This is a genomic window from Aeromonas sp. R1-1, from assembly GCF_040908495.1.
GTDB classification, from domain to species: Bacteria; Pseudomonadota; Gammaproteobacteria; order Enterobacterales; family Aeromonadaceae; genus Aeromonas; species Aeromonas veronii.
Genome location: NZ_JBFODV010000154.1, coordinates 1 through 20,689 on the forward strand (window position 1 = coordinate 1; position 20,689 = coordinate 20,689).

Below are 20,689 nucleotides of genomic sequence, written 5' to 3' on the forward strand. Positions count from 1 at the left end.
GCTGCTGGGGCTGCACAAGGGGGCCACCCTGCTGAGTCGCGCCAAAGCAACCCGCCTTGGCCTTGGCAAATACCGACTGCCCTACAACGCCCTGCTGCAACTGTTTGAGCTCGGGCTGCTGCATCGCGCGGAGCTGGAGTCCGGCCCGCTGCCCGCCGATGGGGTCGAGCTGGAGTTTGGCAACCAGCGCTGGCGGCTGCAGTGCAAGCAGAACAACATCACCCTGCTCTACTACCGGCTCACCCCGGTGGGCAACGAGCTCGCCCAGCTGCTGCAAGAGTCACCGCTGGAGGAGTACCTGCAGGATCTGAAAACCGTGCTAGTGCAGGGTATCCAGATTGAAGTGATGCAGCTCGTTAGCGCCCCCTCCTCACCCGCTCCCGACCCTCTCCCCTGAGCTCTGGCGGGGCAGCTGATGCCCCGTCGGTTCGTGGTTCCTTCGCATCAAGCTGCTGGCTCCAAGCTTATGGGCTTGTCCAGAATAGGTTGCAAATTGCAGATGCCGCAGAGGCACACCCCGTCAGATCCGTTGCATATTGCAAACAGCAACGTTCTTTTCCTGCCAAAACGGCGCTAATAACATATCAATCATTAGCTTTTGCCAGCTGGCCCACCCCTTGCACACGTCTTGATGCAGATCAAAATCTAACCATCACAGCTCGGGAGTAAGGCCATGAGAATCAATCAACCGGTTACCCAAAGAGAACGTCTCTATCCAGACCACCAGAGCCTGATCTCCACCACGGATCTGGAGAGCCGCATCACCTACGCCAACGATGAGTTCTGCGAGATAGCAGGCTTCCAGCTCGACGAGCTGGTGGGGGAACACCACAATCTGGTACGTCATCCTGACATGCCGAAACAGGCCTTTGCCGATCTGTGGAACCATATCCGCGAAGGCAAGAGCTGGATGGGACCGGTGAAGAACCGCTGCAAGAGTGGCGATCACTACTGGGTCAGCGCCTTTGTCACCCCCATCAAGGATGCCAGCGGCCGGGTGGTGGAGTATCAGTCGGTGCGCACCGCCCCGAGCGAGGAGATCAAGCAGCGAGCCGAGAAGGTCTATGCCGACCTTCGCAACAACAAGCTGCCGCTGGCGCTCAAGCTGCCCACCTTCTCCCATACCCTGACCATCAACCTCTGTCTGCTGCTGAGCCTGCTCGCCATGTTTGCCCTGGGCTACAACCACGATATGAACTGGCAACTGGCGCTGGTCGCCCTGCCGCTGGCGATAGCGGCCATCACCCTGAATGTCCTCTCCCGTCGCCTCGGCAAGCTCAACAAGATGGCCCGCAGCCGCTTTGACAACCCGCTGATGCAGCTGCTCTACACCAACAAGGTGGACAACATCGCCGCCATCGAACTCTCGATGGTGATGAATCAGGCCGAGTTCAACGCCGTGCTGGCCCGCACCCAACAGACCTGCAGCAAGATCCTGCAAGCCGCCGAGGGGGATCTGCGCAACGCCGAATCCATCACCGACAACCTGCAACAGCAGCAGGCCGAAACCAATCAGGTAGCGACCGCCGTGACCGAGATGTCGGAATCCATTCGCGAGGTTTCACAGAGCTCCAGCGAATCCTCCAGCCTGCTGGACGAGACCGCCGACCTGTTCAAGAGCGGCAACCACAGCGTGGCCGAAACCGTGGCTGCCGTGGCGGGTATGAACAGCGAGCTGACCACCTCCAAGAGCGTGATCAGTGCGCTGGTCGGCCACTGCCGCGATATCGATGGCATCCTCGATGTGATCAACAACATCGCCAACCAGACCAACCTGCTGGCCCTCAATGCCGCCATTGAAGCGGCCCGGGCTGGCGAAGCGGGTCGCGGCTTCTCGGTGGTGGCTGACGAGATCCGCACGCTCGCCATCAAGACCCAATCCTCGACCAGCGAGATCCAGAAGATGATCACCGAGCTGCAAACCAGCGCCGGGGATGCAGAACAGGCGATGGAGAAGGGCTGCCAACTCTCCGAAAGCTGCCAGCAAAAAGCCTCGGCGACCGGCACCATACTCCAGCAGATCAACGATATGCTGCAGCAGGTGGCCTCCGGCAGCGGCCAGATTGCCCAGGCGGTGCAGGAGCAGTTCCACGTCACCGCCGAGATCAACCGCAACGTGCTCAGCATCAAGACCCTGGCCGATGACTCCAGCGTCGGCAGCCAGCACGCCGTGCACTGCATCACCCAGCTGGTCAACCAGTTAAGCGATCTCGACCGGCTGGTACGCCAGTTTCAGAAAGGGGCTCCGGCAACCCAGAGCCGCTACGAAGTGGCCACCACCCGCTCCGTGCCGGTTCGCCAAGCGAGATAACCATTACCTAAACAATCACCGCAGAAAAACCAAATGGGCCCGCAGGCCCATTTGGTTTTTTCATACCCGCCAACAAGAGGACGATACTCCCGCTTCACCGTCCGATTTTCCCCAGCTCTGATGGACGCATCTGTTGAAAATTCATATCGCCCCCGTAACTGAGTAGTTTGTTGATCTTGCTCAGGAAATTTTCCACATCTACTTTCTTCCTCAGCCCCATTCGGTAACATAGCCGCTTGGCAACCTCTCGCAGGAGTCAGCCATGAGCCAAGCCATTGCCAAAACGCAGGTAACAAGCAGCAGACTGGAGGCTGGAATTCAGGGGCGGTAGCGTGGTTTTTGTAAGTTGGCACAGAGCGTAGCGAAGACCAACAGACAAGTTCTTCAGCGTTAAAGGGAAAAATATGGATGTCATTAAGGCTTTAGAAATCATCTCAGCATTATCAGAAGGTGTTAATCCTGAAACCGGTGAAGAGTTATCTGAAGAAAGCTGCTTCAATCAGCCGAAAGTCATTCGAGCTTTATTTATCGCAAAACAGAGCCTCGAAGCATCAATCATTTCTGAAAAGCGTAAATCTGATTTACCAGAAAATGCTGGGAAGCCGTGGAAGCCAGACGAAGATGAGCTATTGGCAAATAGCTTTGATTCAGGCTTAGGTGTTGATGAATTATCAAGAATCCATAAAAGAACAAAAGGTTCCATTGCCTCCAGGTTAGTTCGTCTAGGTAAAATAAATGAGCGTGCCGATATTTATACTCGGTAGCCTCGTTTTTGTAGGTTGGCGCTGAGCGTAGCGAAGCCCAACAGACGAACATGATCACCTCAACCAGAACAGGATAAAGATGGATTGGGCCGATCGAGAACACAAATTTTTAGATACGTTTCTCGGTAAACGTTGGGCTTCACTTCGTTCAGCACCAACCTACGATTTTTAGCCCAACATACGAGATACAATTTTTGGCCCAACATACTAGATGTATTTTCACACAATATGGATGCTAGTGGAGCCCCATATTGGATATAGAGGAAACAAGACCATTTATCCTACAGTTAATGCAAGAAACATTGATATAACATATTGAAAGTATGGATAACTACATTGATGTGATACAAAAAATTGGCAGGATATGTGGAACAGCCGCATGTTTCTATGTGGAAACATTCCATATAATAAATTGTTAGAACGCAGTGATGGTCATCTATGAATCTCTACGTAATCAATTGCGATAAAATTGAGTCCGAGGAAGACTTTTGGGCTGCCTATATTCACACAGTAAAACCCGATGGTTCACAATATTTCGGTCGCAATCTAGATGCTTTGTGGGATGCGCTGTCAGCAGGTGGCACAGGCTTCCCCGATGAAGAAGGCAGTTGTGAAATTCAATTTGTAAACACGTCAAAAATTAAAAACCTACATAATGGCGTTTTCTACCAAAGGCTGAAGGTCATAGAAAAAGATCTAAAAACTGAGAGGTATGGCAATGTGTACATCAAAGTTGAATAAAATGCGTTCTAACACGGCGGTCAACTACACTCCGGCCCTGCGGGCCTCCGTCGGACGCGCTGACGCGCGCCGGTTACCTCAGCGTTAGCCCCCTTTCGGAGATTCCATGCAAGGAACAATTGCCCAACTACTTTCGATAGCCGCTCATGGGAATGAATATTTAGCTAAGCGTTTAGATGAGAGCTATTTTCCAAATAGTTCTACTTTCAAGTTCTGCAAATTTGTAAAATTTGTGGATCTACAAAGCTCGGGAACGAAGTGGCATGAAAGAGAATTTGCAAAGAACCCCAATGCTTGGTTCAAAAAGCTAAATGAGACGGGCGTTGTCCAGCTAAGAGTCAGATATATCTCTACAAATAAAGAGGAAATATCAGACCGGATGTCTGTGGCCTTCGTCGGAGGTGGTGGGCGGTGGTTAATTGAAGCGGTAAAGCCAACCAAATCTGATTTCTGGGAAGCTAGGTGGGAGATAGGTGATAAAGATGATCCTGAACAGAACATATGGCATGTAAAATATGGGCGAATCTTAAGAAATTCTAATCAGCCCGAGCAGCCTTTACCACTTGCGGCTGAAGTAAAAGAACGACTAAAAGAAACGCTTCAAAGAATAAGTGACTTTGCTCATACAAATGATTGTAGCAACTTTGGTGAGTGTTTCGATAGGGGGCTGAAGGCTCTTGATGAGCCACCTATTGCCAGCGATAAAGAATACAAAATATTCCCTGCTGGCTATGCTCCACCCGAATACCACCAACTACTGAACGCGTGTCAACGCGCTTGGGTGTTTGGAGGAATGGGATCATGGAACGACATGGGATTCAACGATGCTGCCACTCATAAAGAGTATGAAGATCTTTCGGATAAATTATTCAATCTCATAAATTTATCGTTGATTGTTGCATCAAACCCATTTCCGCGACCAACTGAAGAAAGCGATGTGCCCGGTAATGAGTAAAGTAGAAAATGGTGGCAGTTTTGGAAAAAAGGCTAACAAGGCGCAGCAGTCGGATTTGGGTAAGCTGTCACCATTTTTGCGTTCCGCAAAAATGGTGACAGCTTACCCAAACCGCAGTGCGCGGCGTTATGTGCAATGAGCGAACGTGCCATGTGCAATTGTAAGGAATTACCATCATATATTTCTGATCCTACCTACTGGGATAGGCATTTCCGATATCAAGGTGCTGATGATAATTCAGAGTGTTTTCAGGAAATCGAATCTGAAAATTGGCAGCCTAAAATGGATTTTGATAATCCTATTATCCAATGTATGGTGTGTGGGCAATATTGGTACTTTGAATACGCCCCCCGAAGAAGGCGCATTCCCATTATTTGGTATAAAGCGATCAGGCATCAAAGATTTACCTGATGAAACATTAATCGGAGAAGCAAAAGAAAAGCTGTCACTTCTAGCTCATGGTGGAATATCTACTGAAAAGTGCCGCATGAAGGGGTGTGAAAATTATAAACTCAAGGGGCGGGAGTTATGCGTAAAGCACATATCATTCCCGTAAAGCACTTAACAAGGCCCGGCGATCGGACCTCCAGCAACTGTCACGTTTTTTGGCGTTGCTAAAAAATGCGCCATTTACCTCCGGCCGTTGCAGGCGGCGTTATGCGTTAACTGAGAATCATGTATGAAAAAAATTATATTCATCCTGACAACCCTACTATGGAGCAGCTTCTCAATGTCACAAAACTTTACCGCCAATGGCTTGGTTAGCTTCATATATGAAAACGTAACCATTGATGCTCCCAAAAGCTGGGCAGAAGTTAAAGCTACATTCACAATCACACATGAAGCCGGCCTAACAAACTCTAAAAGCTCATATCGTGCAACCATGAATAATTCCGGTGAGGAATTTAAGTTTGAACCAACCAACATTTTTGGCCCGCACAACGCAGCGCGAGAACTACTCAAATTAGAGGCGCAGCGTGACCACCAGTACGAAACAGTAATAATCAAAATGAAACCAAATGGCACCGCAACATATGAATTCAAGTGAGCCGCATAACAACTGGTTCAAGCCGTTCGCTTCGCTCACTCGGGACCGGCTAAAGCCGGCCTATTAACCAAACGTTAAATGCCTATGAGCATCGAAGATCAAAGTTCAGTGGACGCAATCGGAGTAGATGAAAAAGGTGTCGTAGTGCTTACAATTTCAGATCATCTGGAATGGAATGATGAGCACCTATTTCTACTCCAAGGAAAAATCAATACCTATTTGGCTTTTCTTGAATCTGGTCAGATATATGAAACTTATCCAGACTCAAAGGGCAAAGAATTCAAAATTAATGTGGTGTGCAAGTATGAGCCAACATCTTCTGCACTAGAGTTCATTTCACAGTGCAGCAATGTTATTAATCAAGCAGGGTTCCAGTTTGGTCACAAAGTCTACATTTAACAAGGCCAAGCAGCGTTGCGCACTTTGTGCTCTGGACCTCGCTACGCTCGGCCGCTGTTGGCGGCGTTATACAAAACAATGAGGTACTCTCTGTGAAATATATTTACAGCCTCTTAATTTTGATCATTATGAGTTCAAAATCTTGGGCAGGTTACGATGAAGTAAGCTCGCAATGCCTAGTGATTGATAGTGATAAAGAAAGCTTTGAGTCTTGTGAAACTGCAATATGCGCAAATATGAGCGAATACCTAGTAAATGTAACATTGGGAAAATGGTGGTAGGATTTTTATGCGCGACGATAGCCAGACACAGGTAATTAATGTAAATGGTAGTAAAGGTGTCACCAGTTCACCTCCGACCGACAAGAGCAATCTGACTTGTTATGCAATTGCCGACATGAGCGTAACATAGTGTATTAAAGACTCTGTATTTTAAGAAAAAGTTTTGTATAACAAACGCCTCAAGATGGACTGTCAACGCGCGGCGTTTCCAGTCCCATTGAGCCGCAGAGGTTACGGTTGTTGGGTTTAGTGGTAGTGCGTTGCCAGCCCCTTAGGCGGGTGTTAGCCCGTAGGTTCGAATCGCGCAGCGTATTCGGACAATCGCGAATAACCGCGCCGAGATAACAATTCAGCTCCCTGTGTAAAACGGCCCACTCACCAGCTACAGGTAATTTCCCTGCCGCAGGGCAGTCAACAACTCCCCCACCAGCACCTCCACCGGTTTACCGGCATTCAGCAGATGAATTTCCGGCTGCTCCGGCGCCTCGTAAGATGAGTCGATACCGGTAAAATTCGTAATTTCCCCTGCCCGTGCCTTTTTATAGAGCCCCTTGGGATCGCGCTCTTCACAGATGGCGAGCGGCGCATCGACAAATACCTCGACAAATTCACCTTCGCCCAAGAGGCTGCGCACCAGCGCCCGCTCGGCACGAAATGGCGAGATAAAGGCGGTGAGCACGATAAGGCCCGCATCCACCATCAGTTTCGCCACCTCGCCGACCCGGCGGATATTCTCCTGCCGCGCAGCATCATCGAAACCGAGATCGCCGCAGAGGCCGTGGCGCACATTGTCCCCATCCAGCAGATAGGTGTGCTTGCCTTGTGCCGCCAGCGCCTGCTCCAGCGCCCCCGCCAGGGTGGATTTGCCCGCCCCAGAGAGCCCGGTAAACCAGATCACCAGCGGCTCTTGCCCTTTAAGCTCGGCCCGGCTCTGTTTGTCGACGGCATGCTTGTGCCACACGATATTGCTCATCCAACACTCCTTGATTGGCGCTCACGCCTCAAAACTTAAACGGTCCGGCACCACAGGGAGCCGCCTCGGACTATCCGCCGACAACCTGCTGGTGCCATGGTATTGCTCACCCAACACGCCTTGATTGGCGCTCACGCCTTAAAACGGAAACAGCAGGGGCACCATAACAATCACCCCGAGGCTATAGGCCAGCGAGACCGGCAGGGCCAGCTTGAGGTAGTCCGGCATCTTGTAGTTGCCCGCGGCATAGACCATCAGGTTGGTCTGGTAGCCGTAGGGCAGGATAAAGCTGGAGCTCGCCCCGAACAGCACCGCCAGAATAAACGGCATGGTCGAGACATCCATGCTGAGCGCCAGCTGGTAACCCATGGGGAAGGCCAGCGCGGCGGCGGCGTTGTTGCTCATCAGCTCGGTCAACACCAGCGTAAACACATAGATACCGATAAAGGCAATGATGGGGCTGGCACCGTTAAACTCCCCCATCAGCCAGTCGGCGATAAGCTTGGCCAGCCCGCTCTTTTCCAGCTGATCGGCGATGGCCAGCGCCCCGCCCACCACCAGCCAGATATCCAGCGGGAAGCGGCGGCGGATCTCGTCCAGGGTCAGAATGCGGGTGAGCAGCAGCGCCACCAGCATCAGCAGCAACCCCTTGAACAGCGGCACCAAATCAAACACAGAGAGCGCCAACACCCCGAGAAAGCCCAGCACCACGGCAGCGCTACGCTTGCCATCGAGACGGGTGGAGGCTTCCAGCCCGCTCACCACCACAAACTCCCGACCCAGCGATTTGTTGCGGGCAAACTGGGGGCCGGGGGCCAGCAGCAGGGTATCACCGGCGTGCAGCTCAATCTGGCCGAGGCCACCGGTAAGCTGGGTTTCGCCGCGGCGCACCGCCAGCACCACCGCATCGAAGTGGGTGCGAAATTCGGCATCCTTAATGGTCTGACCCACCAGCCGTGAGCTGTGGCTGACGATCACCTCCACCAGATGCTGGCCGTTGAGGCGGTGCTGGCCGTAGAGATCCAGCCCCTTCATCTCCTGCAATACGCCGACGCTCTCCACGTCGCCGCAAAACAGCAGAACGTCCCCTTCGTGCAGTTCGTGTTCCGGCTGCACCGGGCAGATCACCTGCTCGCCGCGAATGATCTCCGCCAGATAGAGACTTTTCAGGCTGCGCAGGCCGTTCTCCTTGACGCTGCGCCCCACCAGCGGTGAACCGGCGCCCACCTTGGCTTCGAGAAAGTAGCCGGATTCGCGGCTCATCTCGGTATCCTGCTCCGGCAGGTGACGGGCAAACAGCAGCACGGCCACCAGACCGGTCAGCAGGGTGCCCGCTCCCACCATAAAGAAGTCGAACATGCCGAGCGGCGGCGCCCCCATCTTGATGAGGAAGCTGTTGACGATAAGGTTGGTGGAGGTGCCGATCAGGGTCAGCACCCCGCCAAAGGTGGCCGCGAAGCACATGGGCAGCAGCAGCCGAGACGGCGCATGGTTGGGGTTGCGTTTGACCGCTCCCAGCATGGAGGCCACCACGGCTGTGTTGTTGACGAAGGCAGACAGGAAGGCGGTGGAGAACCACACCTTCACCAGCACCTTGTTGAATGAACCCGTGCCCACCAGATTGGCGAACCAGCTCATGATGCGGGTCTTCTCCACCGCCAGCGACACCAGCAGCAACAGCACCAGCGTCAGCAGGGCACTGTTGGTGTAGCCCGCCACCACGGCATTGATATCCGCCAGCCCGCTCAGGTAGGTGATGAGCACGGCGCCCGAGAAGAGCAGCGCCGGGCGGAGTTTGCCCTGGATCAGCAGGGCCACGAGAGCAGCCAGCAGACCCAGCACCAGGAATTGTTGCCAGGTCATGGGCTTACTCCTTGCTTGTGTCGTTACCGATGGCAAGGGCTTGCCAGTGCGGGAAGTGCTTGCGCACCAAGGCGTTGAGCTCGATCTCAAACTCGCTGTAGTGCCCTTTTACCGCTTTAGCCGCCAAGCCTTCCACTATCATGCCGGCGCCGACGGTGACGTTGGTCAGCCGGTCGATCAGGATAAAGCTGCCGGTATCGCGGATCTCCTGATACGGGTCGAACGCCACCGGGTCGGTGAGGCTCAGCTCGCACAGGCCGATCTCGTTGAGCTTGAGCTCGCTCGCAGACAACTCGTCGAGCTTGTTGATCTCGATGCGGTGGCGGATGGCCTCCACCTGACCGCGACTCTTTTTGGTGGCCAGCTTGACGTCGTAGACCCGACCCGGTTGCAGGGACTCCTCCCCCATCCAGACGATATGTGCCAGCACATTCTGGGTCACTTGTGGCTGCTTGGCGGCATCCACAAGCAGGTCGCCGCGGCTGATGTCGATCTCATCGGCGAAGGTGACGGTGATGGCCTGACCCGGCAGGGCGTACTCCAGATCCCCGTCGAAGGTGACGATGCGGGTCACCGTGCTCTCTTTGCCCGACGGCAGCACCGCCAGCTTGTCGCCCACCCGCAGGATGCCGGAGGCGAGCGTCCCCGCGAAGCCGCGAAAATCGAGGTTGGGGCGGTTCACATACTGCACCGGCAGGCGCACCGGATGACGCTCCAGCTCGCGCTCAACCTCGGCCGACTCCAGCAAAGCCAGCAGGGTTTCGCCTTCGTACCAAGCCAGCTTGTCGCTTGGGTTGACCACGTTGTCACCGTCCAGCGCCGAGACCGGCACGATATGGATGGTGTCGACGCTGAGCTTTTTGGCGAACTCGCGGTAATCGGCGCTGATGCGCTCAAACACCTCCTGACTGAACTCCACCAAATCCATCTTGTTGACCGCCACCACGAACTGCTTGATGCCGAGCAGGCTCGCGATAAAGCTGTGGCGGCGGGTCTGATCCAGCACGCCTTTGCGGGCGTCGATCAATATGATGGCCAGATCGCAGGTGGAGGCGCCGGTGGCCATGTTGCGGGTGTACTGCTCGTGGCCCGGGGTATCCGAGATGATAAATTTGCGCTTGGCGGTGGAGAAGTAGCGGTAGGCCACGTCGATGGTGATGCCCTGCTCGCGTTCCGCCTGCAGGCCATCCACCAGTAGCGCCAGGTCCAGCTTCTCGCCGGTGGTGCCGAGCTTCTGGCTGTCGGACTCCAGCGCTTTGAGCTGATCTTCATAAATCTGCTGGGAGTCGTGCAGCAGGCGACCGATAAGGGTGCTCTTGCCGTCATCCACGCTGCCGCAGGTGAGAAAACGCAGCAGACTCTTGTGCTGCTGGGCGTGCAGATAGGCTTCAATGCCCTGTTCGGTGATGGCGGTCTGAATATGGCTGTTCATGCTGACGACTCCTTAGAAATATCCCTGACGCTTCTTCTGCTCCATGGAGCCGGCCTGATCGTGGTCAATCAGCCGCCCTTGCCGCTCGCTCGAGGTGGTGAGCAGCATCTCTTCAATAATTTCCGGCAAGGTGGTGGCGTCGGATTCGATGGCCCCAGTCAACGGGTAGCACCCGAGGGTGCGGAAGCGCACCAGCTCCTGCTTCACTTCGTCTTCCGGGCCGATGGGCATACGATCGTCATCCACCATGATCTTGATGCCACCCCGCTCCACCACCGGACGGTAAGCGGCGAAGTAGAGCGGCACTATGTCGATGTTCTCGAGATAGATGTATTGCCAGATGTCCAGCTCGGTCCAGTTGGAGAGCGGGAACACCCGGATACTCTCCCCCTTGTTGACCTGGCTGTTGTAGACCCGCCACAGCTCCGGGCGCTGGTTCTTCGGATCCCAGCGGTGGGACTTGTCACGGAAGGAGTAGACCCGCTCCTTGGCACGGGACTTCTCCTCGTCGCGGCGGGCACCGCCGAAGGCGGCATCGAAGCCATATTTGTTGAGCGCCTGCTTGAGCGCCTCGGTCTTCATGATGTCGGTGTGCTTGCCACTGCCGTGGACGAAGGGGTTGATGCCCATGGCGAGCCCTTCCGGGTTCTTGTGGACGATCAGATCCAGCCCGTACTTTTTGGCGGTCTCGTCGCGGAACTTGATCATCTCCTTGAACTTCCAGTCGGTGTCGACGTGGAGCAAGGGGAACGGGATCTTGCCCGGATAGAAGGCCTTGCGGGCCAGATGCAGCATGACGGAGGAGTCCTTGCCGATGGAGTACATCATCACCGGGTTTTCAAATTCGGCAGCCACCTCGCGGATGATATGGATGCTCTCGGCTTCCAGCTGCTGCAAGTGCGTCAATCTTTCACGGTCCATGTTGGTCCTCGGGTCATTGCTTATGCGCCTGCTCGGGGCGCTGGGTGGTTCAGTGCGCGGCCGCGCTGGCAGCCGCATCAAATATCTCTTTCTCGGTCAGGCCAGCTGCACCAACTTGAGGTCGCAGCCATCGAGATCCGGGTTAGCGCGCTGCTGCTCGCCGCCCTGCTCTCCAAACCAGGCCAGCCGATCGCGCAGGGCGACCACTTCGCCGATGACGATAAGCGACGGGCTCACCGCCTGTTTGGCCAGCTCGGCCAGATCAGCCAAGGTGCCGGTCAGCACCCGCTGGCGGGATGTGGTGCCGCGCTCGATGATGGCGATGGGGGTGGCTTGGCTTCGGCCGTGATCCACCAGCTGCTGCTGGATATGCTCTGAGCGCATCAGCCCCATGTAGATGACCAGGGTCTGACTGGTGGCGGCGAGCTGCTGCCAGTCGGGCTCCTTGCCCTCTTTTTGGCAGTGGCCGGTAATAAAGACGGCGCTCTGGGCGTAATCACGGTGAGTGAGCGGAATGCCGGCATAGGCGGTGGCACCGGCAGCGGCCGTGATGCCGGGCACCACAGAGAAGGGGATACCTTCGTCGGCCAGCACTTCCAACTCCTCGCCACCCCGGCCAAACATAAAGGGATCGCCCCCTTTCAGCCGCACCACCCGGTTGCCCGCCTTGGCGTAGTCCACCAGCAGGCGATTGGTCTCCTCCTGCGGCACGCTGTGGGCGCCCGCCTTCTTGCCGACCGACACCAAAGTGGCATCACGGCGCACCAGATCGAGGATCTCAGGCGAGACCAGCTGGTCGTAGAGCACTACTTCAGCCTGTTGAATCTGTTGCAGCGCCTTGAGGGTCAAGAGGCCCGGATCACCGGGGCCCGCGCCGACCAGCACCACTTCTCCTACTTCGCTTTTCGCCTGGTCGAGGCCATCGCTCAGCCACTGCTCGGCCCCTTGCCAATCCTCTTTTTCAATCAGGCTGGCGAGGGTGTTGGAGGCAAAGGCGCGCTCCCAGAAGCGGCGACGATCGGAAATCGAGGAGAGCACCCGCTTGGCCTTGTCACGAACCCGGCCGGAGAGCTCGGTCAGCCCGCCGAGATGGCGCGGCAGCAGGCTCTCCAGCCGCTCGCGCAGCAGGCGCACCAGCACCGGCGCCTTGCCGCCGCTGGAAACCGCCACCATCAGCGGCGAGCGATCGATGATCGAGGGGAAGATAAAGCTGGAGCGTTTGGGGTCATCCACCACATTGACGAACAGGCCCAGCTGGTTGGCACTTTGATAAACCAGTGCGTTGACTTCGAGGTTGTCGGTAGCTGCCACCACCAAGATCTGGCCTGCCAGATGGGCCGGGGTGAAGCGCTCCGCCAGATGGGTGAAACGACCGGTGAATTCCGCAAATTCCGGTTCAATCTGCGGGGAAACAATGGTCAGTCGGGCACCGGCCGCCAGCAACAGGCGCGCCTTGCGCAGGGCAACCTCGCCCCCGCCCACCAGCAGTACCGGGCGGCCTTCCAACTTGGCAAACATAGGTAAATAATCCATTTCGGCCCATCCCTCGGAACACGACTAATATGGGGCGACTATAGGCAGGGCAGCTTATCCCTCAAAATAATAAAAAATGCTTTTTAATGCGTTTTGGTAATTAGAAAACCCAATTCATGACAAAGGCGTACAAAGTCACTTGTGGTACCTGACGCCAGACCATAGGCTAGGGACTGTGTTTCATAAGGAGCTAAACGATGAATGAATCATTGATTGTGCTAGGGATTTTTGTGTTCCTGGTGCTCGCCACTCTGAGCGCGGGTATCAAGATCGTGCCCCAGGGCTACAACTGGACGGTGGAGCGCTTCGGCCGCTACACCCGCACTCTGACCCCGGGCCTCAACCTGTTGATCCCCTACGTGGATCGGGTCGGCCACAAGATCATCATGATGGAGCAGGTGCTGGACATCCCGGCACAAGAGGTGATCTCCCGCGACAACGCCAACGTCACCATCGACGCCATCAGCTTCGTGCAGGTGGTGGATGCCCGCAAAGCGGGTTATGAGGTCAACGATCTCACCAGCGCCATCCGCAATCTCACCATGACCAATATGCGGACCGTGCTCGGCGCCATGGAGCTGGACGAGATGCTCTCCCAGCGCGACACCATCAACGAGAAGCTGCTGCGCACCATGGATGCCGCCACCGCCCCCTGGGGCATCAAGGTGACCCGCATCGAGATTAAAGATGTGCGCCCGCCGCTGGCACTGGTCGAGGCGATGAACGCCCAGATGAAGGCTGAGCGTCAGAAACGGGCCGAGGTGCTGGAGGCCGAAGGGGTGCGCCAGTCCAAGATCCTGAAAGCGGAAGGGGAGAAACAGTCCCAGATCCTCAAGGCCGAGGGTGAGCGTCAGGCCGCCTTCCTCGCCGCCGAAGCGCGGGAGCGGGCTGCCGAGGCAGAAGCCAAGGCGACTCATATGGTCTCCCAGGCAATTGCGGAAGGAGACCTGCAGGCCATCAACTACTTCGTGGCTCAGAAATATACCGAGGCACTGGCCCGCATCGGTGAAGGCCCCAACAGCAAGATCATCATGATGCCGCTGGAAGCAGGCAGCCTGATTGGCTCGGTGGCTGGCATGGCCGAGCTGTTCAACAAAGATGGCAAGGGCAGCAAGTCATGACAGCCCTGTTCGAGGGGCTGACCCACTGGCACTGGCTAGGGCTCGGCTTCATTCTGCTGGCCATCGAGGTACTGGGGTCGGTGGGCTTCCTGCTCTGGACCGGCATCGCCGCTCTGGAAGTGGGCCTACTGCTGCTGATCTGGCCCTTTGGCTGGCAGGCGCAGTTACTGCTGTTTGCGGTGCAATCCCTGCTCACCACCTGGGCCTGGTGGCGCTGGCAGCACCAGCGTGACAACTCGGGTCAGGATGCCGCCAGCACCATCAACGAGCGGATGCAGAGCTATATGGGCCGCGAGCTGACCCTGCTGGATGATGTCACCCAGGGCACCAGCCGGGTGCATCTGGACGACACGGTCTGGACGGTGCGCTGCGACGAGTCGCTGCCTGCAGGCAGCAAGGTCAGGGTGGTCGGGGCCGACTCCCACATCCTGCTGGTTGAACTCCGCAACTGACGCAACTCTGCCATCGAGTCATAAAAAAGCCCGCGATCGCTCGCGGGCTTTTGTCTCTCTGGCTGCCACTCAGGTACGCAGCCGATCGAGCTGACTGGCCAGCGCCGTGGCCGCTTGCTCCAGCGCTTCGCTCAGCTGATGGCTGGAGCTGGCCTCCTGCCCGATCACGTTGGCGGTATCGCCGATCCGCATCAAATTCTTGTTGATATCGTCACTGACGGCGCTCTGCTGCTCGGCGGCGGTGGCCACCTGACTGATGTGGTCGTGGATCTGCTGGATCTGGGCCACCACCCGATTGAGCGCCTCGAACGCCTGCTCGGTGCCCTGCACCGTGGTGGTGGAGCGCTCGATGCCGGTATTCATCAGACGCTGACTGCTGCTCACCTCGGTCTGCAGGCTACCAATCAGCTGGCCGATCTCGTCGGTTGATTCACGGGTCTTGGTCGCCAGCGCCCGCACCTCGTCTGCCACCACCGCAAAGCCACGCCCCATGTCCCCTGCCCGCGCCGCTTCGATGGCGGCGTTGAGGGCCAGCAGGTTGGTCTGCTCGGCAATGGCGCGGATCACATCGAGGATCCGGCTGATATTGGTGCTGCGCTGGGCCACCAGCGCCACCGCTTTATCCGCCTCATGCATATCGCCGACCAGAGTATGGATCTCGTTGCGGGCATTGCTGAGGGTCTGCTGGGCGGTATTGATGTGGTGGGTCGCCGCTTCCGACTCCTGCGCCGCCTGCTCGGCATAACCCGCCACGCTGACTGCCGTGGTGCTCATCTGATGCATGGCGCTCACTACGCTCTCCAGCTCCAGATTCTGCTCATCCAGACTACTGCGCATGGTGTCGGCGGTATGTTTCATCTCCCGCGCCTGCTGGTAGACCTGCTGACCGATCCCCTTGCTCATTTGCACCATGCCCCGCAGCTTGCCGAGGAAGGCATTGAGCTGGGACCCCAGATCGATCAGCTCCTGATGGGTGTCGATCTCCATCTGCTGGGTCAGGTCCCCCTCGTTGCTGGAGAGATGGCCCACATGGCGGCTGATAAGAGAAAGTGGCGCTGTGATGGTCTGGATAAACCAGACCAGCAGTCCCAACACCAACAGGGTGATACCGCCCATGGCGATGATCTGCTGCCGCTGGGCATCCACCAGCAGGGCGCCGAGCTCGCTGCTGATGGTGTGCGCCTTGCTTAGGGCCAGCGCCTTGGGCACCTTGATCATCAACCACCACTGGGTATTGGCTGCCTCAACCCGGATGGGCTGATGAAGAATGAAGTCACTGTCGCTGCTGACCGGCTGACCGTCAGGCAGGGTCAGGCCCACCTCCTTGAGTGGACGGCCCAGCTTGTCGGCATAGCGGTTGCTGCCCACAATCAGCCCCATCTTGCTGACCAGGGTCACATCCGCCTTGTTGTCATAGAGGCTCTTGCCAAGGTTTTCAGCCAGTTGCTGGAAGATGGGCAGGTTCATATCCACCCCGGCCAGCCCGACAAACTTGCCGTCACGCAGCACGGGCACCGTCAGACTGGTCATCAGCATCTTGTTGCCCGGGCTGATTTCGTAGAGGTAGGGCTCCATCAGGCAGGGCTGGCGGGTATCGCGACCACAGAGATACCACTCGCTGTTGCGAATGCCGAACTCGTTGAGGGAGGTATCAAACTTGGCCTCGCTGGCGGCGGCGTCCACCGCTTGCTGAGCGACGGCCCCTCCCTGATCCTTGGTGAAATAGACCTCCAGACTCCCCTTGCCTGCCACCGAGTGGCTGGCCCCGCCCAGCCAGTTGCCATCCTCGCCATCATAGCCATCCGGTTCAAACTGGGCATAAATGGAGCTGATCCCGCTCGCCTGCTGCAGGCTGCTGCCGAGCAGAGATTCCACTTGGGGCCGCGACAACCGCAGTTCCGGTTTGGCCATCCCGGCTTCAATCTGGGCGGTCACGGTCAGGGGGATCTGATAGGAGTTCTGCATCAGCGAGGCAATCTGGATGGCATAGCGCTCTGCCTGATACTGCAGGCTGCGGGAGACCTCCTCTTCCAGTGCATCGCTGGTCTGGGTCATCACCATGTTGCGAAGGGAACTGAACGAGGCCGATTGCAACAGGGTCATGGCCAGCCCGGTCAGCAGAAACAGCCCCATGGTAAGGCACAACAACTTGAACTTGAGGGAACGTTGCTTCATGCGACAACTCCTTATGGCAGAATAACAACGAATTACTTGAGTATATTCGCCCACTTGCGCTTCACCCGATTTGTTGATGGGTTTGTGGCAGGCTTCTGGTTATAATTTTTGCCTTCCCGAGCGTTGATGGAACAGTCGCAATGAGCAATGCACTGAGCAGTGTCCCGCCGGTAGTCGCGATGGACTACCCCTTTCCGGCCAAACCTCTTCCCCTGAGTGCCGAGCAGAGAATGACCTTGACCACAGAAATCAAGGCGCTGCTCAAGGAGCGCAAGGCGGTACTGGTTGCCCACTACTACACGGATCCCGAGATCCAGGCGCTGGCCGAAGCCACCGGTGGTTTCGTCGGTGACTCGCTGGAGATGGCCCGCTTTGGCCGCGATCACGAGGCGCAAACCCTGATCGTCGCCGGGGTACGTTTCATGGGGGAAACCTCCAAGATCCTGAGCCCCCACAAGCGGGTGCTAATGCCGACTCTGGAGGCCGAATGCTCCCTCGATCTGGGCTGTCCCATCGAGCAGTTTTCAGCGTTTTGCGATGCCAACCCGGATCATACCGTGGTGGTCTACGCCAATACCTCGGCCGCCGTCAAAGCACGGGCTGACTGGGTGGTGACCTCCAGCATCGCGCTGGAGATCGTCGAGCACCTCGACAGTCTGGGTCACAAGATCATCTGGGGCCCGGATCGCCATCTGGGTGCCTATATCGAGAAGAAGACCGGGGCGCAGATGCTGCGCTGGCAGGGCCACTGCATCGTCCACGACGAGTTCAAGGCCCGTGCCCTGCGCGAGCTGAAAGAGCAGAATCCGGACGCCGCCGTGCTGGTTCATCCGGAATCCCCCGCCTCGGTGATCGAGCTGGCCGATGCGGTGGGATCCACCAGTCAGCTGATCAAGGCGGCCAAGGAGCTGCCCCAGCAGAAGCTGATCGTGGCGACCGATCGGGGCATCTTCTACAAGATGCAGCAGGCCTGTCCGGAGAAAGAGATGGTGGAAGCACCGACCGGTGGCGATGGCGCTACCTGCCGCAGCTGCGCCCATTGCCCCTGGATGGCGATGAACGGTCTGGTGGCGATCAAGGAAGCCCTCACCGACGGTGCCGAGCGCCACGAGATCCATGTCGACGAAGATCTGCGGGTCAAAGCCTTGATCCCCCTCGACCGGATGCTCAATTTCGCCGCCGAACTCAAGCTCAAGACTCAGGGCAACGCCTGATTGCCGCCATCACGAGATGCAAAGAGGGCTCCCGCGGGAGCCCTCTTTATTTATCTGAACCTCATCCAACTCAGATGATTACGGTGGAGAGGCTGTGCTCTTCATCCGGCGCAACGGTCACACCCGCCTCGCCAGCGATGGCTGCTTCGACGCAGAGCATGGTGCGATAGCCATCGTCGCTCATGTCGGCCATGGCGGTAGCCCCTTCCAGCCAGGGGGTCCAGACCACTACGCTGTCGTGGTTGCCGCTCACTACCCGGGTCTCGCGCTCACCATCCTGCACCTTCACCAGCGCCTCTGGCTGCCAGTACACCCGATCCTGCGGCCCGTTCAGGGTCAATGCACCCTGCTGCTTGGCATCCTGTCCGGTCAGCTTGTCGGCATAGGGCTCACCCAGGCCGGTGACGCTTACCGCCTCCGGTGCGCTGATCTGCAAATAGGTGTGCAGCGCACCGCTATAGGTCAACGGCTGAGCACCTGTGTTGCGAGTGGTCAGCACCAGCGAAAGCTCTTTGCCAACCAGCACGTCCAGTTCCAGCTCGAAGGTGTGATCCCACAGGGCGCGGGTCGCATCGCTGTCGCGCAGGGAGAGATGAACGAGCGTGCCGTCAGCGTGATCGGAGACCCCGTCCAGCACCCAGAGGGTGGTACGGGCAAAACCGTGGGAGGGCTTGCCGCTACCGACGCGGGCGGGCGCCGGGCCAAACCAGGGCCAGCAGATCGGGATACCACCGCGAACAGGCTTGCTGCCATCCAGCACCGCCTTGTCACTCAGCCAGATGGAGGCCGGCTCGCCATGACGCTGATAGCTCAGCACATGGGCGCCAAACAGGCTGATTTCTGCCTTGGCATAGTCGTTGTTGATGGTGAGAACCGGCAGACCGGCCGCATTGTTGGCAAGCTTGCAATTGGCTGTCAGGGGACGAATGGATTGCATGTGGACTCCTGTCATCAGGGGAAACCGAAAAACAAAAAGGCGGCCAATGGCCGCCTTTTTCAAGCTACGCGATTGCGCATCCCAAATTACTTGGAGATGTGAGCGATCAGGTCCAGAACTTTGCTGGAGTAGCCCATTTCGTTGTCGTACCAGGATACAACTTTAACGAATTTGTCGTTCAGCTGGATACCAGCCTTGGCGTCGAATACGGAGGTCTGACGCTCACCCAGGAAGTCGGTAGATACAACTTCGTCTTCGGTGTAGCCCAGAACGCCTTTCATAGCGCCTTCGGAAGCAGCTTTCATCGCTTCGCAGATTTCTGCGTAGGTGGCAGCTTTCTTCAGGTTAACGGTCAGGTCAACAACAGACACGTCCGGAGTCGGAACACGGAAAGCCATACCGGTCAGCAGGCCTTTCAGTTCCGGGATAACTACGCCAACAGCTTTGGCAGCACCGGTAGAGGACGGGATGATGTTCTGAGCCGCACCGCGGCCACCGCGCCAGTCTTTGGCAGACGGACCATCAACGGTCTTCTGGGTAGCAGTGGTAGCGTGAACGGTGGTCATCAGGCCAGACTCGATACCGAAGGTATCGTTCAGAACCTTGGCGATCGGTGCCAGGCAGTTGGTGGTGCAGGAAGCGTTGGAAACGATGTCCTGGCCAGCGTAGGTAGAGTCGTTAACACCCATTACGAACATCGGGGTAGCGTCTTTGGACGGGCCAGTCAGAACAACTTTCTTGGCACCAGCAGCGATGTGCTTACGAGCAGTCTCGTCGGTCAGGAACAGACCGGTAGCTTCAGCAACAACGTCAACACCGATTTCGCCCCACTTCAGGTTGGCCGGGTCACGCTCAGCGGTAACACGTACGGTTTTGCCGTTTACAACCAGGTTGCCGTCTTTAACTTCAACGGTACCGTTGAAACGACCGTGAGTTGAATCGTACTTCAGCATGTAAGCCATGTAGTCAACATCGATCAGGTCGTTGATACCAACAACTTCGATGTCTGCACGCTCGCAAGCCAGACGGAATACGAAACGACCGATACGGCCAAAACCGTTAATACCTACTTTGATAGTCATATTTAGTTACCTAACTGTTCAGTAGTCAAAGAAAATTCCGCTTGTAAATTTACTAGAACTCTCCGGTGAGTCAACCAACATTCTGTCTGAAATTGCGCTATATCATGAAAAACTGTGAAATTAATTTTCTGTTTATGTAACTGATTACCACGTTTTGACGAAAAAAGTGCCAGATCGTGGCATCGCGCAGATATCAACAATAGTGCCTACTCGGTCACACAACCATTCACAGAGATATGTAAAAATGTGCGCGGTTTAGCATGGCCAAAGAGCCACTGTTCAAGTACCACCCCATAAAAATCAAACAAAATAGTATAGATAGAATCCACAGCGGGAATTCTCAAACTATGACCACCCTGATTGAACAGCTGGCTGCCGCAAAAGGTATCGCCAGCGAGTATGTCGATGCCTGGGGCCACCCGGCCCAGGTATCAGAAGAGAGCAAGGCCGCCATGCTGGGCGCCATGGGCTACCGCGTCGATGACGA

At 56.5% G+C, this 20,689-nt stretch carries 20 protein-coding genes; 12 read left to right on the plus strand and 8 right to left on the minus strand.

From position 1 onward, the window contains the following. The 9 genes from AB5Y92_RS08915 to AB5Y92_RS08955 form a co-directional block, all read left to right on the plus strand. On the plus strand, positions 1-397 hold a 397-nt coding region (locus AB5Y92_RS08915), incomplete at its 5' end, for a DUF2806 domain-containing protein (protein WP_368226510.1). 276 nt (positions 398-673) lie between these two features. Continuing rightward, positions 674-2,311: a PAS domain-containing methyl-accepting chemotaxis protein gene (locus AB5Y92_RS08920; RefSeq protein ID WP_368226512.1), complete on the plus strand. Its 1,638-nt coding sequence runs from the start codon at positions 674-676 to the stop codon at positions 2,309-2,311. Between the two features lie 404 nt (positions 2,312-2,715). After that, positions 2,716-3,075: a hypothetical protein gene (locus tag AB5Y92_RS08925; RefSeq protein WP_139410345.1), complete on the plus strand. Its 360-nt coding sequence runs from the start codon at positions 2,716-2,718 to the stop codon at positions 3,073-3,075. 438 nt (positions 3,076-3,513) lie between these two features. Continuing rightward, the gene (locus tag AB5Y92_RS08930) at positions 3,514-3,816 is read left to right on the plus strand and encodes a barstar family protein (RefSeq protein WP_368226514.1); all 303 of its coding nucleotides are present in this window, start codon (positions 3,514-3,516) and stop codon (positions 3,814-3,816) included. A 106-nt stretch (positions 3,817-3,922) separates the two neighbouring features. Then, positions 3,923-4,771: a hypothetical protein gene (locus AB5Y92_RS08935; protein ID WP_368226516.1), complete on the plus strand. Its 849-nt coding sequence runs from the start codon at positions 3,923-3,925 to the stop codon at positions 4,769-4,771. Then, complete coding sequence (locus tag AB5Y92_RS08940; RefSeq protein WP_368226518.1) at positions 4,764-4,910, plus strand: hypothetical protein; 147 nt, start codon at positions 4,764-4,766, stop codon at positions 4,908-4,910. The genes AB5Y92_RS08935 and AB5Y92_RS08940 overlap by 8 nt, the downstream gene beginning before the upstream one ends. Positions 4,911-5,090: 180 nt before the next feature. Further along, positions 5,091-5,327: a hypothetical protein gene (locus AB5Y92_RS08945; protein WP_201986249.1), complete on the plus strand. Its 237-nt coding sequence runs from the start codon at positions 5,091-5,093 to the stop codon at positions 5,325-5,327. Positions 5,328-5,450: 123 nt separating this feature from the next. After that, the gene (locus tag AB5Y92_RS08950) at positions 5,451-5,819 is read left to right on the plus strand and encodes a hypothetical protein (RefSeq protein WP_201986248.1); all 369 of its coding nucleotides are present in this window, start codon (positions 5,451-5,453) and stop codon (positions 5,817-5,819) included. A gap of 84 nt (positions 5,820-5,903) precedes the next feature. After that, positions 5,904-6,218: a DUF6572 domain-containing protein gene (locus AB5Y92_RS08955; protein WP_076492616.1), complete on the plus strand. Its 315-nt coding sequence runs from the start codon at positions 5,904-5,906 to the stop codon at positions 6,216-6,218. 663 nt (positions 6,219-6,881) lie between these two features. On the opposite strand, the gene cysC is transcribed toward AB5Y92_RS08955, so the two are convergent. From cysC to cysG, 5 genes are all read right to left on the minus strand, one after another. Further along, positions 6,882-7,472, minus strand: a complete 591-nt coding sequence (cysC, locus tag AB5Y92_RS08960) for an adenylyl-sulfate kinase (RefSeq protein ID WP_201986247.1) — start codon at positions 7,470-7,472, stop codon at positions 6,882-6,884. A 138-nt stretch (positions 7,473-7,610) separates the two neighbouring features. Beyond that, positions 7,611-9,335 carry an SLC13 family permease gene (locus tag AB5Y92_RS08965; protein ID WP_157161965.1) on the minus strand — a complete coding sequence of 575 codons (1,725 nt, stop codon included), beginning with the start codon at positions 9,333-9,335 and terminating at the stop codon, positions 7,611-7,613. Positions 9,336-9,339: 4 nt separating this feature from the next. Then, positions 9,340-10,767 (minus strand): sulfate adenylyltransferase subunit CysN, encoded by a 1,428-nt coding sequence (gene cysN, locus AB5Y92_RS08970; protein ID WP_368226520.1) that lies wholly within the window; start codon positions 10,765-10,767, stop codon positions 9,340-9,342. A gap of 12 nt (positions 10,768-10,779) precedes the next feature. Continuing rightward, positions 10,780-11,712, minus strand: coding sequence for a sulfate adenylyltransferase subunit CysD (gene cysD, locus AB5Y92_RS08975; protein ID WP_368226529.1), 933 nt, complete (start codon positions 11,710-11,712; stop codon positions 10,780-10,782). A gap of 72 nt (positions 11,713-11,784) precedes the next feature. Next, on the minus strand, positions 11,785-13,221 hold the full coding sequence (cysG, locus tag AB5Y92_RS08980) for a siroheme synthase CysG (RefSeq protein ID WP_368226522.1): 1,437 nt from the start codon (positions 13,219-13,221) through the stop codon (positions 11,785-11,787). A gap of 197 nt (positions 13,222-13,418) precedes the next feature. Between cysG and AB5Y92_RS08985 the strand changes: the two genes are divergently transcribed. Both AB5Y92_RS08985 and AB5Y92_RS08990 read left to right on the plus strand, forming a co-directional pair. Continuing rightward, a complete protein-coding gene (locus AB5Y92_RS08985) occupies positions 13,419-14,342 on the plus strand; it encodes an SPFH domain-containing protein (RefSeq protein WP_005335703.1) in 924 nt (307 codons plus the stop codon). Beyond that, positions 14,339-14,794: an NfeD family protein gene (locus AB5Y92_RS08990; protein WP_368226524.1), complete on the plus strand. Its 456-nt coding sequence runs from the start codon at positions 14,339-14,341 to the stop codon at positions 14,792-14,794. The genes AB5Y92_RS08985 and AB5Y92_RS08990 overlap by 4 nt, the downstream gene beginning before the upstream one ends. A gap of 69 nt (positions 14,795-14,863) precedes the next feature. On the opposite strand, the gene AB5Y92_RS08995 is transcribed toward AB5Y92_RS08990, so the two are convergent. After that, positions 14,864-16,969: a methyl-accepting chemotaxis protein gene (locus AB5Y92_RS08995; protein ID WP_368226526.1), complete on the minus strand. Its 2,106-nt coding sequence runs from the start codon at positions 16,967-16,969 to the stop codon at positions 14,864-14,866. A 140-nt stretch (positions 16,970-17,109) separates the two neighbouring features. Here AB5Y92_RS08995 and nadA point away from each other — a divergent pair, with 140 nt between their 5' ends. Continuing rightward, entirely contained in the window at positions 17,110-18,183 is a 1,074-nt protein-coding gene (gene nadA / locus AB5Y92_RS09000) for a quinolinate synthase NadA (protein ID WP_005362945.1), read from the plus strand. Between the two features lie 70 nt (positions 18,184-18,253). Here the strand turns inward: nadA and AB5Y92_RS09005 are convergent, their stop codons facing one another. Both AB5Y92_RS09005 and gap read right to left on the minus strand, forming a co-directional pair. After that, complete coding sequence (locus AB5Y92_RS09005; protein WP_368226528.1) at positions 18,254-19,120, minus strand: D-hexose-6-phosphate mutarotase; 867 nt, start codon at positions 19,118-19,120, stop codon at positions 18,254-18,256. A gap of 86 nt (positions 19,121-19,206) precedes the next feature. Then, positions 19,207-20,202 (minus strand): type I glyceraldehyde-3-phosphate dehydrogenase, encoded by a 996-nt coding sequence (gap, locus tag AB5Y92_RS09010; protein ID WP_005335708.1) that lies wholly within the window; start codon positions 20,200-20,202, stop codon positions 19,207-19,209. Positions 20,203-20,689: the final 487 nt, after the last annotated feature.